The sequence below is a fragment of the Micromonospora narathiwatensis genome (assembly GCF_900089605.1).
In the GTDB taxonomy this organism is placed as follows: Bacteria; Actinomycetota; Actinomycetes; order Mycobacteriales; family Micromonosporaceae; genus Micromonospora; species Micromonospora narathiwatensis.
Genome location: NZ_LT594324.1, coordinates 1602636 through 1615472 on the forward strand (window position 1 = coordinate 1602636; position 12837 = coordinate 1615472).

12 protein-coding genes are annotated in these 12837 nt (G+C 73.6%); 6 read left to right on the forward strand and 6 right to left on the reverse strand.

From position 1 onward, the window contains the following. Positions 1 to 45 precede the first annotated feature (45 nt). From GA0070621_RS07215 to GA0070621_RS07230, 4 genes are read right to left on the reverse strand one after another with little or no spacing between them, the layout of a single operon-like run. Positions 46 to 741: an SGNH/GDSL hydrolase family protein gene (locus tag GA0070621_RS07215; protein WP_091192530.1), complete on the reverse strand. Its 696-nt coding sequence runs from the start codon at positions 739 to 741 to the stop codon at positions 46 to 48. Positions 742 to 787: 46 nt separating this feature from the next. Then, entirely contained in the window at positions 788 to 1180 is a 393-nt protein-coding gene (locus tag GA0070621_RS07220; protein ID WP_091192532.1) for an MmcQ/YjbR family DNA-binding protein, read from the reverse strand. Between the two features lie 36 nt (positions 1181 to 1216). After that, positions 1217 to 2440 (reverse strand): MFS transporter, encoded by a 1224-nt coding sequence (locus tag GA0070621_RS07225; protein ID WP_091192533.1) that lies wholly within the window; start codon positions 2438 to 2440, stop codon positions 1217 to 1219. Continuing rightward, positions 2437 to 4008, reverse strand: coding sequence for a class I adenylate-forming enzyme family protein (locus tag GA0070621_RS07230; protein WP_091192535.1), 1572 nt, complete (start codon positions 4006 to 4008; stop codon positions 2437 to 2439). The genes GA0070621_RS07225 and GA0070621_RS07230 overlap by 4 nt, the downstream gene beginning before the upstream one ends. A 357-nt stretch (positions 4009 to 4365) precedes the next feature. On the opposite strand from GA0070621_RS07230, the gene GA0070621_RS07235 reads away from it, so the two are divergent. The 6 genes from GA0070621_RS07235 to GA0070621_RS07260 all read left to right on the forward strand — a co-directional run bounded on the left by GA0070621_RS07235 (position 4366) and on the right by GA0070621_RS07260 (position 10755). After that, on the forward strand, positions 4366 to 5649 hold the full coding sequence (locus tag GA0070621_RS07235) for an SGNH/GDSL hydrolase family protein (protein WP_197673996.1): 1284 nt from the start codon (positions 4366 to 4368) through the stop codon (positions 5647 to 5649). 63 nt (positions 5650 to 5712) lie between these two features. Then, positions 5713 to 6939, forward strand: a complete 1227-nt coding sequence (locus GA0070621_RS07240; RefSeq protein WP_091192538.1) for a cytochrome P450 — start codon at positions 5713 to 5715, stop codon at positions 6937 to 6939. Further along, on the forward strand, positions 6939 to 7922 hold the full coding sequence (locus tag GA0070621_RS07245; RefSeq protein WP_091192540.1) for an alpha/beta hydrolase: 984 nt from the start codon (positions 6939 to 6941) through the stop codon (positions 7920 to 7922). Before GA0070621_RS07240 ends, GA0070621_RS07245 begins: the two co-directional genes overlap by 1 nt. Then, positions 7915 to 9120, forward strand: coding sequence for an alpha-hydroxy acid oxidase (locus tag GA0070621_RS07250; RefSeq protein WP_091202131.1), 1206 nt, complete (start codon positions 7915 to 7917; stop codon positions 9118 to 9120). The genes GA0070621_RS07245 and GA0070621_RS07250 overlap by 8 nt, the downstream gene beginning before the upstream one ends. A gap of 1 nt (position 9121) precedes the next feature. Next, positions 9122 to 10435 (forward strand): aminotransferase-like domain-containing protein, encoded by a 1314-nt coding sequence (locus GA0070621_RS07255; RefSeq protein ID WP_091192541.1) that lies wholly within the window; start codon positions 9122 to 9124, stop codon positions 10433 to 10435. A gap of 68 nt (positions 10436 to 10503) precedes the next feature. Then, complete coding sequence (locus tag GA0070621_RS07260) at positions 10504 to 10755, forward strand: hypothetical protein (RefSeq protein WP_091192542.1); 252 nt, start codon at positions 10504 to 10506, stop codon at positions 10753 to 10755. Between the two features lie 54 nt (positions 10756 to 10809). Here the strand turns inward: GA0070621_RS07260 and GA0070621_RS07265 are convergent, their stop codons facing one another. Together GA0070621_RS07265 and GA0070621_RS07270 are read right to left on the reverse strand one after the other, a co-directional pair. Then, positions 10810 to 11007, reverse strand: a complete 198-nt coding sequence (locus GA0070621_RS07265) for a DUF397 domain-containing protein (protein WP_091192544.1) — start codon at positions 11005 to 11007, stop codon at positions 10810 to 10812. Positions 11008 to 11388: 381 nt separating this feature from the next. Beyond that, positions 11389 to 12825 carry a glycine hydroxymethyltransferase gene (locus tag GA0070621_RS07270; protein WP_091192546.1) on the reverse strand — a complete coding sequence of 479 codons (1437 nt, stop codon included), beginning with the start codon at positions 12823 to 12825 and terminating at the stop codon, positions 11389 to 11391. Between the last annotated feature and the right edge of the window lie 12 nt (positions 12826 to 12837).

A 12837-nucleotide genomic window follows, 5' to 3' on the forward strand; every position in this document is an offset into this window, starting at 1 on the left:
GTTCTCCCGCCCCACCCCCGCGAGGGGTGGGGCGGGCCTGGCGTGTCAGGGGCCGCGGTCGACGGGCGCGCCGAGCCGGGCACCCACCACCCGCAGCGTTTCGGCGGCGGCGATGGCGTCGCTGCGGGCGCTGCCGTGCCGGCCGTCGCTGCTGTAGAGAGACGGGTCCGCCACCGCCGGATGGTCGGTCAGGTGCACGTGCAGGGTGCCGAGCCGCCGGGCCAGCCGGCCGGTGTGGGTCGAGAGCCGACGCATCCGCTCACCGAGGCCGGCCCGCATCGCGGGCGGCACCGCGGGGCTGTGCGAGACGTCGAACATCCCGACCGTGATGACGTCCGCCCCCGCGCGCTGGAGCGTGGTGATCATCGCGGCCAGCTCGACGTCGACGGCATCCGGGTCGTACCCGGGGCGGAAGGCGTCGTTGCCGCCGCAGACCACCAGCGCCAGGTCCGGGCCGAACGCGAGCGCCGCGGCCAGCTGCGTCGCCCGCACCTCGTACGCCCGCAGCCCGCGCCGCCCGAGGTTGAGGTACGTCAGCTCGGGCCGGACCGTGCGCAGCTCGGCGGCGACCCGGTCCGCCCACTGAAGGTCGGAGTAGCCCTCGACCGGCTCGCACATCCCCTCGGCCACGCTGTCGCCCAGCACCACGAACCGCCGCCACGGATGCCCCCGCAACAGCGTCGCGCTCTCGCCTTCCCGGAGGCAGTGCGGATCGGTCGCTTCGTTCAACGTCGATCCCACCCCCGCACGCTAACCCACCCGGTGGAGGGATGCGAGGAGCGGATGGTCAGCTGGCGGCGTCCCGGTGGGCGGCGGCGAGCCGCTTCGGGGCGCGGGCGTACCACGCCTCGGTGACCAGCTCGGTCAGCTCGTCGATCCCGATCCGGTCGAGGCGGACCAGCACCGCCGGGTACCCGTCGAGGTGCGGGACGGTGAAGTAGACCTCGGGGTCGTCGGCGAGCAGCGCCTCCTTGGCACCCAGGTCGGGCACGCGGACGCCGAGGATCGGGCCGTTGGGGGCGGCGTCGCCGAGGGCCACCCGGTCGGCGGGGCGCAGCGGACGGTCCCAGACGAAAGGCTTGTCACGGACCCGCCAGGCCGGCAGGTCGTCGTACGAGCCGCGCTCGGTCGTCTCGGGCAGGGCGAGCGCGCTGCGGCGTACGTCGTCCCAGGTCGCCATGGGTCGACCCTACGCCTGCCCGACGATGTCGGTGGGTCAGGCCGGCGTCGACACCGCCGGTTCCGCCGCCGGCCGGTCCGCCCCGGCGCGGGCCAGCAGCAGCGGCCCGACGGTCAGCACCAGGCAGGCCGCCGCCATCACCAGCAGCGCCGGGGCAAACCCGAGCGCCGCCACCGACCAGCCGCCGATCAGCGCCCCCACCGGCAGGCCGAGGAACGCCACCGATCCGGAGATGCCGAGCACCCGCGTCTGCAACGACTCCGGCACCCGCTCGTACAGGGCCGTGCCGAGCAGTGGGTTCACCGCCGCGATCGCGATGCCGGACACGAACGTGACGGCGAGCACCACGAACAGGTTGTCGCTGAGGGCCAGCGCCAACAGCCGGGGCGTGCCGCTGAGCGCCAGCCCGAGCGCAAACGTGGCCCGCCGGGGCAACCTCGTCCCGGCCAGGGTGAAGAGCAGGTTGCCCAGCAGCGCCCCGCCGGAGAACACCCCGAGCACCAGGCCGAAGCCCGCCGGGTCGCCGAGCACCCGGTTCACCCAGAGCGGGATCCACACCGCGACGCTGGCGTTGGCGAACATGTTCGACGCCGAGACCACGACCAGCATGGTCAGCAGCGTCCGATCGGTACGCAGGTAACCGAAGCCGCCGCGCAGCGCGCGCAGGTAGCTCTCCCGGGGCGCCGGGTCCGCCGGCGCGGGCGGGCGGACCAGCAGGCCGATCAGCAGCGCGCAGGCCGCGAAGGTGGCCGCGTCGATCCAGATCGCCCGGGTCACCCCCACCCAGTCGATGAGCAGCCCGCCGAGCACCGCCCCGAACAGTGTCATGCCCCGGGCCAGCCCGTCGTAGGCGGAGGTGAGCCGGATCAGCGGCACGCCGGCCCGCTCGGCGGCGGGCTTGAACAGCACGTGCTTGACGCGGTCGCCGATGCCGCGCAGCCCGCCGGCCACCGCGACCAGCGCCAGCAGCGCCCCGAACCCCAGCCAGGGGGCGAGCGCCACCACCGCCATCGCCGCCGCGCTGGCCGCGTCCACCGTGACGGCGGTACGCCGCACCCCGAACCGGTCCGCCCACGGCGTCGCCAGCGCGCTGGAGAGCATGTACGGCAGGGTCTCCGCCGCCGCGACCAGGCCCATTCGGGTCGGGCTGCCGGTGGTCTCCAGCACCAGCCAGGGGATGGCCACCACCGAGACCCGGGTGCCCAGGTTGGACAGCAGATCGGCGCCGACCAGGGTGTACAGCTCGCGGCGCGGGTTCACGCCCGGCCGCCGATCACCGCCGGGTCGGCGTCGGCGGGGTGCGCGGCGGCGTACCGGGCGCGCAGGGCCCGCTTGTCCACCTTCGCGGAGCGGTTCACCGGCAGCGCCTCGACGAACTCCACCCCGCCGGGCGCCCAGGTCTCGCTCAGCTCCCGGGTGACCAGCGCGATCAGTTCGTCCCCGGGCACCGTGGCGCCCGGCGCCGGCACCACGTACGCGTACGGCAGTTCCCCGGCCACCGGATCCGGTACGCCGATGACGGCGGCGGCGCGTACCTGCGGGTGGGCGGCGAGCACGTCCTCGATCGGGCGGGAGTAGATCGGCCAGCTCCGCTGCCGGGTGAGGATCCGGTCCTGGAGCCGGTCGACCAGGTAGAGGTACCCGTCGGCGTCCAGGTGGCCGATGTCGCGGGTCCGTACCCAGTCGTCCACCAGCGTCTCGGCGGTCAGCTCGGGCTGGCCGTGGTAGCCGGCGAAGCTGAGCCTGGTGCGGGCCCACACCTCGCCGTCCTCGCCGGGCGGCAGCACCCGGCCGTCGGCGTCGCGGATCTGCACCGTCACGTCCCCGTACGGCCGGCCGCAGGAGCGCAGCCGCTCCGGGTGCTCCGGGTCGTCGGTGAGCCCCGGCAGGGCGCAGATCACCACGGCCTCGCTGAGCCCGTACACGATGCGCAGGCACGGGCCGAAGCGGGCGATCGCCTGGCGCAGCCGGGCGGGCGCGGCGGGCCCGGCGCCCACGTTGAACATGAACATGGCGGAGAAGTCGGCGCCGTCCAGGGCCGGGTGGTCGAGCACCTCGTAGAGCATCGGCGGGGTGACGAAGGTGGAGGTGAGCCGTTCGGCGTCGACGGTCCGGATGAACACGGCCGGGTCCCACTGCTCGCGCAGGAAGAGCACCCCGCCGGTGAACAGGTTGAAAAGTGTGGTGATCTGGCCGCTGGCCAGCCACATCGGCGAGTGTGACAGGTGCCGCAGCAGCGGGAACCCGGCCGCCCGGAAGTCGGCGGCCAGCGTGAGGATCTGCCGGTAGAAGCTCTCCCGGTGGTGCACCAGTTTCGGGGTGCCGGTGGTGCCGCTGGTCTGGAGGAACGACTCCGGCGTCGGCGCCCCGGCGGGCAGGTCCACCGGCGGGTGCCCGGAGGCGGTGAGGTCCGGCCCGGATCCGCCCGGCCCGAGGCAGAGCACCGGTACGCCGGAGAGCCCGGCGGCGATCTCCGCCCCGAGCGAGTCCGTGGCGCGCGGGTCGTGCACGAAGGCGTCGGGGCGGGCCAGGGCGACGAACTCGTCGATCTCCCGCCGGGAGGTGACCGGGGCGATCCACATGCTCCGGCAGCCGAGCAGGTGCAGCGCCAACTGGAGCAGCGGCGCCTGCACGGTGTTGCCGAGCATCATCAGCACCGCGTCGCCGGGGCGTACGCCGTGCCGCTGGAGCGCGCCGGCCAGGCCGCGCACCTCGGCGGCGATCTGGGGATAGGTCAGCCGGCGGCCCCCGCCGACCAGGGCCTCCCGGTCGCCGAACCGGGCGAACAGCTCCAGCGCCTCGTGCACGTAGTTCGGCCGATCGGTCATCGCGCAGCCCCCATCGTGATCCGCCGACGGCTGACGGGCCCCGCCGAGGGGAGGCCGCGAATGCCGTCGAGAACAGCGTCCGGGCAGGTCGGAGCCGGGACGCGGCGACAGGTGCCAGGGTCGGCGACCGCACCGCCGCCGGCATCGAGCCTAGGCACCTGAGGTCCGGTGCGGACAGAGCCGAACGGCGTACGCCGGCACCCCGAAGACATTCGATCATGTCGATCAGGTTGATTGACGCTCGTCACCGTCGGCGGTTAGTTTCCGGACCATCGTCCGGGCGGGGCCGTCGAGCGGACCGTGTCCGGGGCTGCCAACCATGGAGGTTCAATGTCGACCCCGAAACGATGGCATGTCATAGCTTCCGCCGCGGTGCTGCTGATCGCCGGCGCCCCGGCGGTCACCGCGAGCGCCGGCCCGGCCGAGACCGAGAGCGCCCCGAACGGGCGTACGGAATGGGCGGCGAGCTGGGCCGCCGCGGTGACCCGCGGGAACACCGTCGGCCTGACCAACACCGGCCTGAACAACCAGAGCATCCGGATGACCGTGCACACCTCGGTGGGCGGCGACCGCGTCCGGGTCCGGCTGACCAACCTGTACGGCGAGCAGGCCGTGAAGGTCGGGCACGCCACCATCGCCCGCCCCAACACCGCCACCGTCGACGACCGGTCCGACATCGACCCGGCGACCCTGCGTGAGCTGACCTTCAACGGCTCCTCCTCGGCCACCATCAACCGTGGGGCCGAGCTGCTCAGCGACCCGCTGGGCTTCCGGGTCCGCGAGCAGGAGGAGCTGATCGTCACCCTGTACTTCCCGGTGCTGACCGGCCCGGTCACCTTCCACGGCCAGTCCCGGGCCACCAACTTCATCGGCGCCACCGACCTCACCACCGCGGCGGGCGGCGCCGGCTTCACCATCAAGCCGGACTGCTGCTGGATGTTCCTGTCCGGGATCGACGTGGAACGCCGGCTCAGCCCCGGTGCGGTGGTGGTCTTCGGCGACTCGATCGCCGACGGCAACGGCAGCACGGTCAACGCCAACAAGCGCTGGCCGGACCTGCTCGCCGACCGGCTCATCGACTCCCGCCCCGAGGTACGCACCCCGGGCGTGCTGAACATGAGCCTGGCCGGCAACCGGCTCAACCACGAGGGACCGGAGCCCGGCGCGGGCGACTTCCCCGGCTACTACGAGCTGGGCCCGAACGCCCTGGCCCGGCTCAACGAGGACGTCTTCCCGCAGACGGGGGTGCGGACCGTCATCACCCACCTGGGCATCAACGACATCTGGATGAACGGCGACAGCGCGGAGAGCGTCATCGCCTCGCTGCGGCAGATCAACCAGCAGCTCCAGGCCCGTGGACTCACCAGCCTGGTCAGCACCCTCACGCCGTACGAGGGCAACGGCGGCCCCGGGGTGTGGACGCCGGAGAAGGAGGCCATCCGGCAGGCGGTGAACACCTGGCTGCGCGGCCAGGGCGTGCGGGAGTTCGACGGATTGATCGACTTCGACAAGGTGCTGCGCGACCCCGGGCAGCCCAGCCGGCTGCTGCCGGCGTACGACTCGGGTGACCACATCCACCCGAACGACGCCGGCAACCAGGCGATGGCGAACGCCGTACCGCTGCGACTGCTCGATCTGTGACACCCGGTGGGGGCGGCGTGGGGTCTCCACGCCGCCCCCACCGCCGATCCTGGGGAGGAACGAGTGGACGTCGACCAGATCCTGACCGGCCTGTACAGCGAGCAGGGCCGGCAGGACCCCTATCCGTGGTACGCGGCCCTGCACGAGCACGGGCCGATCAGCGCTGTCCCGACCCGCGCGGAACACAGCACCATCACCGCCGTGGCCGGCGGCTACGACCTGGTCGACCAGGTGCTGCGCGACCCCGGTTGGTACAAGGGCGCCCCGCCCGGCTGGCAGGACCAGGAGATCCTGCGCACCTTCCTGTCCTCGATGATGTTCATCAACCCGCCCGACCACACCCGGATGCGGGGGGTCTTCGCGAAGACGTTCACCCCGCGCCGGCTGGGCGCGCTGGAGCCGGTGATCGTCCGGGTCGTCGAGGAGCGGCTGGACCGGATGGCCGAGGCCGGTGCGGACGGCGGCGAGGTGGACTTCGTCGCCGACTTCGCGTACCCGGTCCCGGCGCTGGTGATGGCCGAGTTCATCGGGCTGCCGGAGGCGGACCTGGCCTGGTACCGCCAGCGGGTCGACTGGATCGACGAGTACATGGACGTCTCCGGCAAGACCCCGGAACGGCTGGCCCGGGCCAACCAGGCCGCCGACGAGCTGCGCGACTACTACCGGGACCTGATCGCCCACCGGCGCCGGCAGCCAGGCGAGGACCTGATCAGCGGCCTGGTCGAGGTGCTGGACGCCGGTGGCGTGGAGCTGACCGAGGAGGAGCTGATCAGCAACCTCATCGTGCTGTTCAACGCCAGCTTCGTCACCACCGTCTACATGTTCAGCAACGGGCTGCCGCTGCTGCTGGCCCACCCCGACGTGGTCGCCGCGCTGCCCGGCGACGACGCCCTCGCGCGGGGCTGCGTGGACGAGATCCTGCGGATGGAGAGCCCGGTGCACTTCCTGGCCCGCTCCGCGCCGCACGACACCGAGCTGGGCGGGGTGCCGGTCGGGCGGGACGAGAACGTGCTGCTGCTGATCGCCGCCGCCAACCGGGACCCGGCCCGCTTTCCCGACCCGGACCGGTTCGACCCCCACCGGGACGGCCCGCCCTCGCTCGCCTTCGGCGTGGGGCTGCACTTCTGCCTCGGATCGGCCGTGTCGAGGCTGGAGGGACGGCTCGCGCTGCCCCGGCTCTTCGCCCGGTTCCCCCGGCTGTCGGTCACCCGGACCCCGAGCTACAGCGGGAGCCTGTTCCTGCGCGGCATCGACAAGCTCTTCGTCACCATCGGCGGCGGGGGACACTGATGGCGCTCGACCCGCAGGTGCTCGCGTACCAGGCGGCGCGGGCGGCCGCCGGCACCGCGCCGCTCTACACCCAGACCCTGGCCGAGGCCCGCGCCGCCGACCTCGCCGCGATCCGCGCCGGCGCCGGCGCGGTCGAGCCGGTCCACGAGGTACGCGACACGCACGTCCCCGGCCCGGGCGGGCCGCTGCCGGTGCGCGTCCACCGGCCGGCCGGCGACGGCCCGCTGCCCACCCTGGTCTACTTCTTCGGTGGCGGCTGGACCCTCGGCAGCGTGGACACCGCCGACGGGATCTGCCGCCGGCTGGCCAACGCCACGCCCTGCCAGACGGTGACCGTCGGCTACCGGCTGGCCCCCGAGCACCGCTTCCCGGCGGCCGTGGACGACTGTCACGCCGCGCTGCGCTGGCTGGCCGATCACGCCGACGAGTTCGGCCTCGACCCGGACCGGCTCGCCGTCGGCGGGGACAGCGCCGGCGGCAACCTGGCCGCGGCGGTGACCCTGCTGGCCCGCGCCGACGGCGGCCCCCGGCTCGCCGGCCAGTTGCTGGTCTACCCGAACACCGACCAGCGGCCCGGCTCCGGGCCGGCCGACGACGAGGACCCGCTGCTGTTCAACCGGCACTCCGTGGCGTGGTACCGGCGGCACTACCTGGTCGACCCCGCCGACGCGGCCCACCCGCTGGCCTCGCCGCTGCTCGCCGAGGACCTGTCCGGGCTGCCCCCGGCGCTGGTGATCACCGCCGAGCACGATCCGCTGCGCGACGAGGGGGAGCGGTACGCGGCGCGGCTGCGGGAGGCCGGCGTGCCAACCGAGGCGACCCGGTACGACGGGATGATCCACGGTTTCTTCGCCATGCCGGGGGTGTTCGACGCGGGCCGGCGGGCGCAGGAGCAGGCGGCGGCCTTCCTGCGCGCGCGGTTCGGCCTGGACCCGGTCGGGCCGCCTGTCGAAACGGTGGCGGGTGGGCCGGAGCATGGCTGAGCCGCTGCTGACCGGGGACGTCCCGTCCGAGGACGGTCCCGCCGCCCGCCGCCCGCCCGGCCCCGGTCACCCGTCCGGCCTTGGCCGGCCGGAGAACGCCGACGCCGCCGGGGGGCTCGCGCCGCCGGCCAGCCTGGCCGACTTCGCCGAGCGGGCCCGGGCCGTGCTGCCCGCCGACGTGTGGGACTTCGTGAACGGCGGCAGCGGCACCGAGACCACCCTCGCGGCGAACCGGGCCGCCCTGGACCGGGTGGCGGTGCTGCCCCGGGTGCTGACCGGGGTGGACCGCCCGCGTACCGAGGCCGTGCTGCCCGGCGGGACGTACGCCCTGCCGGTGGCGGTCGCGCCGATGGCGTACCAGAGGTTGCTGCATCCGGGCGGGGAGCGGGCCCTGGCCGCCGCCGCCCGGGCGGCCGGGGTGCCCTACGCGGCGAGCACGCTGTCCAGCACGCCGATCGAGGGGATCGCCGCGGCCGGCGGCACGGTCTGGTTCCAGCTCTACTGGCTGCGCGAGCGGGCCCTGGTGGCGGACCTGCTGGACCGGGCGCACGCCGCCGGCTGCGCCGCGGTGATGGTCACCGTCGACGTGCCGGTGCTCGGCCGGCGGCTGCGCGACGTCCGCAACGGCTTCGCCCTGCCGGCGCACGTCACCGCGGCGAACCTGCCCCGGGGCCGCGACGACCTGGCCCACCAGGGCACGCCCGGGGTGTCCGCCGTCGCCGCGCACACCGACGCCGTCTTCGCGCCGGCGCTGAGCTGGGCCGACCTGGCCTGGCTGCGTGCGCGTACGCCGCTGCCGCTGCTGGTCAAGGGCGTCCTCGACCCGCGCGACGCGGTCCGCGCGGCGGAGACCGGGGCGGACGCGGTGGTGGTCTCCAACCACGGCGGCCGGCAGCTCGACGGGGCACCGGCCACCGCCGCCGTGCTGCCGGAGGTGGTCGCGGCGGTGGGCGAGCGCTGCGCGGTCCTGCTGGACAGCGGCGTGCGCAGCGGCACCGACGTGCTGCGCGCCCTCGCGCTCGGCGCGGCCGGCGTGCTGGTCGGCCGGCCGCTGCTGTGGGCGCTGGCGGCCGGCGGCCGGGCCGGTGCCGAGGCGGCCCTGGCGCTGCTCGCCGCCGAGCTGCGCGACGCGCTCACCCTGACCGGCTGCGCCGACCCGGCGGCGGCGCGGCACCTGAGCACCCGGATCGGAGGTTGACGTGGAGCCGGTTGACCTGACGGTCGGCAGCCTGCACGCCGCCGTCGACGACCCTGCGCTGAACTCGATGAACTTCCTCAACGAGGTGGCGCAGCACTACCCGGACGCGGTGTCGCTCGCCGCCGGCCGGCCGTACGAGGAGTTCTTCGACGCCGCCGTGCTGCCCCGGCACCTGGACACCTTCCGCCGGCACCTGGCCGACGACCTCGGGCTGAGCCCCGCCCAGGTCGACCGGACGCTGCTCCAGTACGGCCGGACCAAGGGCATCGTGCACCACCTGATCGCCCGCAACCTCGCGGTGGACGAGCAGATCACCGTCGACCCGGAGACGATTGTGGTGACCGTCGGCTGCCAGGAGGCCATGTTCCTGGTGCTGCGGGCGCTGCGGGCCGGGCCGCAGGACGTGCTGCTCGCGGTCGCCCCCACGTACGTCGGGCTGACCGGCGCGGCCCGCCTGGTCGACCTGCCGGTGCGCCCGGTGACCGGCGGGCCGGACGGGATCGACCTGGCCGACCTGCGCGAGCAGGCACGCCGGGCGCGGGCCGAGGGGCTGCGCCCGCGCGCCTGCTACGTGATGCCGGACTTCGCCAACCCCTCGGGGGTCAGCATGGACCTGGCCCAGCGGCGGCGGCTGCTCGACCTCGCCGTCGACGAGGAGCTGCTGCTGATCGAGGACAATCCGTACGGGCTCTTCCCGGCCACCGACGCCGGGCGGCTGCCCACGCTCAAGGCGCTCGACATCCGGCGTCGGGTGGTCTATCTCGGCTCGTTCGCCAAGACCGTGTTGCCCGGTGCCCGGGTCGGATACGTGGTCGCCGACCAGCGGGTGGCCGGCTCCGACGGGACCGTCGGCCCGCTCGCCGACCAGCTCGCCAAGATCAAGAGCATGGTCACCGTGAACACCTCGCCGATCGCCCAGGCGGTGATCGGCGGGGCGCTGCTGGCCCACGACTGCTCACTGGTCGCGGCGAACGTCCGGGAGCGGGCCGTGTACGCCCGCAACCTGCGGCACATGGTCGACGGGCTGGCCCGGCGCTTCCCGGCCGGCGGCCCGGTGCGGTGGAACGTGCCGGCCGGTGGCTTCTTCGTGGTGGTGACCGTGCCGTTCGGGGTGGACGACGCGCTGCTGCACCGCTCGGCCCGCGAGTACGGCGTGCTGTGGACCCCGATGGCTCACTTCTACGACGACGGCGTGCCGGTGAACGCGCTGCGGCTGTCGGTCAGCGCGGTCACCCCGGAGCAGATCGACCTGGGGCTGGACCGGCTCGCGGCGCTGGTCACCGACGAGTTGGCGGCGCTGTCCACCCCGGCCTGACGCCGCAGGGTCGCCGGTTCGACACCCCCTGTGCTTCCGGCCGTCGGTCGACCGTAGATAATGGACCGATGGTTGCCTGGCAGTACGCGTTGCTGGTCCGTCGCTATCAGGGGCAGGGCCGCAATTTCACCGTGACGTTCGTCTGGTACGGCCCGGACGGGACGCGCACCGACGTGACTCCGTACGGCGACACGGCGATCGCGCACCTCAACCGGGTCGGCCGGGAGGGCTGGGAGCTGGTCAACGCCGCCGAGGACGTGAACAACGTGCAGGGCAGCACCGAGGTGCACCGCTACTACCTCAAGCGCCCGCTGCGCTGACCACACCGCGGACCGGGGAGGCGACGCGGTCGGTCTCCCCGGTCGCGGCGATGACTAGCCCAGGCGATCGTCCTTCACGGCGGACACGAAACCGATCCAGGCCGTCGGCCCGAAGGCGAGCGCCGGCCCACCCGGGTCCTTGCTGTCCCGGACGCCGACCACCTCGGCCAGGTTGTCCGCGACCTCCACACAGTTGCCCTGGGCGCCGCTGCGGCTGCTCTTTCGCCAGGTGGCACGACTCAGGTCACGCATGAACCCTCTCCTTGATCTCCAGCACGAGCTTCCGAGATCGTCCTCGGGAAGCGGCTTGGCCACGAGGGCGTTCCACGCTTCTCCATCCGCCCGCACCTCTTCGACCTGATCGAGCTACCGGGGTCCGGAGTCCCCTGCGGAGGACGAGAAATGCGTCAGGAACGCTTCGTCGCGACTGCCTCACGCAGAGTGTTGCATGCGGCACCCGTGTCGGTGAATCGTCCGAGGTGGACGGCGGCGCGGCGATGAGGTGGAAGTGGTTCCCGCGACCCGAGCGGGAACGAGAGTCGCTGATCAAGAAGTTCGCGTCCGGGAATCCTCGGCGGCGGACGCAAACTTCTTGATCAACGCGGGCGGGGCGGGGCCGGCGCGGGCCGGCTGTCAGCCGAGGTCGACGGCGGGATAGAGGGGGAAGCCGGTCAGCAGCTCGTTGGCCTGCCGGCTCACCTTGTCGGCCACGGCCGGGTCGAGCACGTACTTCGCCTTCGACGGGGTGCCGTCCGGGTTCGACCCGGGGGCGGTCTGGGTGAGCACGGTGTGGATCAGCTCGGCGGTGGCGTCCATCTCGGCGCCGCCCAGACCCCGGGTGGTCAGCGCCGGGGTGCCGATCCGGATGCCGGAGGTGTACCAGGCGCCGTTCGGGTCCTGCGGGACGGCGTTGCGGTTGGTGACGATGCCCGAGTCGAGCAGCGCCTGCTCGGCCTGCCGGCCGGTGAGCCCGTAGCCGGAGACGTCGATCAGGACCAGGTGGTTGTCGGTGCCGCCGGTGACCAGCTTCGCGCCGCGGCGCAGCAGCCCCTCGGCGAGGGCCTGGGCGTTGGCGACGATGCGGGACGCGTAGTCGGCGAAGTCGGGGCGGCGGGCCTCCGCGAGGGCGACCGCCTTGGCGGCCATCACGTGCGGCAGCGGACCACCGAGCACCATCGGGCAGCCCCGGTCGACCTGGTCGGCCAGCTCCGGGCCGCAGAGCACCATGCCGCCGCGCGGGCCGCGCAGCGACTTGTGGGTGGTGGTGGTGACGATGTGCGCGTGCGGCACCGGGTCGAAGTCACCGGTGAAGACCTTGCCGGCGACCAGCCCGGCGAAGTGCGCCATGTCGACCATGAAGGTGGCGCCGACCTCGTCGGCGATCTCCCGCATGATCCGGAAGTTGACCTTCCGGGGGTACGCCGAGTAGCCGGCGACCAGGATCAGCGGCTTGAACTCGCGGGCCGCCTCGGCGACCTTGTCGTAGTCGATCAGGCCGGTGGCCGGGTCGGTGCCGTAGCTGCGCTGGTCGAACATCTTGCCGGAGATGTTCGGGCGGAAGCCGTGGGTGAGGTGGCCGCCGGCGTCCAGCGACATGCCGAGCATCCGCTGGTTGCTCAGCTCGCGGCGCAGCGCGAACCAGTCCGCCTCGGTCAGCTCGTTGACCTGGCGTACCTGGGCCTTCTTCAGGGCCGGGGACTCCACCCGGTCGGCCAGAACGGCCCAGAACGCGACCAGGTTGGCGTCGATGCCGGAGTGCGGCTGCACGTACGCGTGGGCGGCGCCGAAGAGTTGCCGGGCGTGCTCGGCGGCGAGCGCCTCGACGGTGTCGACGTTCTGGCAGCCGGCGTAGAAGCGGCGCCCGACGGTGCCCTCGGCGTACTTGTCGCTGAGCCAGTTGCCCATCGCCAGCAGGGTGGCGGGGGAGGCGTAGTTCTCGCTGGCGATCAACTTGAGCGATTCGCGCTGGTCGGCCAGCTCCGCCCCGATGGCGTCCGCCACCCGCGGCTCGACGGCGCGGATCACCTCCAGCGCGCTGCGGAAGGCGGTGGATTCGGCGTTCAGCGACATGCGACCTCCTGA

Excerpts from the sequence above, each read along its gene's own strand:
- GA0070621_RS07270 (WP_091192546.1), bottom strand. The coding sequence starts at position 12,825 with ATGTCGCTGAACGCCGAATCCACCGCCTTCCGCAGCGCGCTGGAGGTG.
- GA0070621_RS07220 (WP_091192532.1), bottom strand. The coding sequence starts at position 1,180 with ATGGCGACCTGGGACGACGTACGCCGCAGCGCGCTCGCCCTGCCCGAG.
- GA0070621_RS07245 (WP_091192540.1), top strand. The coding sequence starts at position 6,939 with ATGGCGCTCGACCCGCAGGTGCTCGCGTACCAGGCGGCGCGGGCGGCC.
- GA0070621_RS07230 (WP_091192535.1), bottom strand. The coding sequence starts at position 4,008 with ATGACCGATCGGCCGAACTACGTGCACGAGGCGCTGGAGCTGTTCGCC.
- GA0070621_RS07250 (WP_091202131.1), top strand. The coding sequence starts at position 7,915 with ATGGCTGAGCCGCTGCTGACCGGGGACGTCCCGTCCGAGGACGGTCCC.
- GA0070621_RS07260 (WP_091192542.1), top strand. The coding sequence starts at position 10,504 with ATGGTTGCCTGGCAGTACGCGTTGCTGGTCCGTCGCTATCAGGGGCAG.
- GA0070621_RS07265 (WP_091192544.1), bottom strand. The coding sequence starts at position 11,007 with ATGCGTGACCTGAGTCGTGCCACCTGGCGAAAGAGCAGCCGCAGCGGC.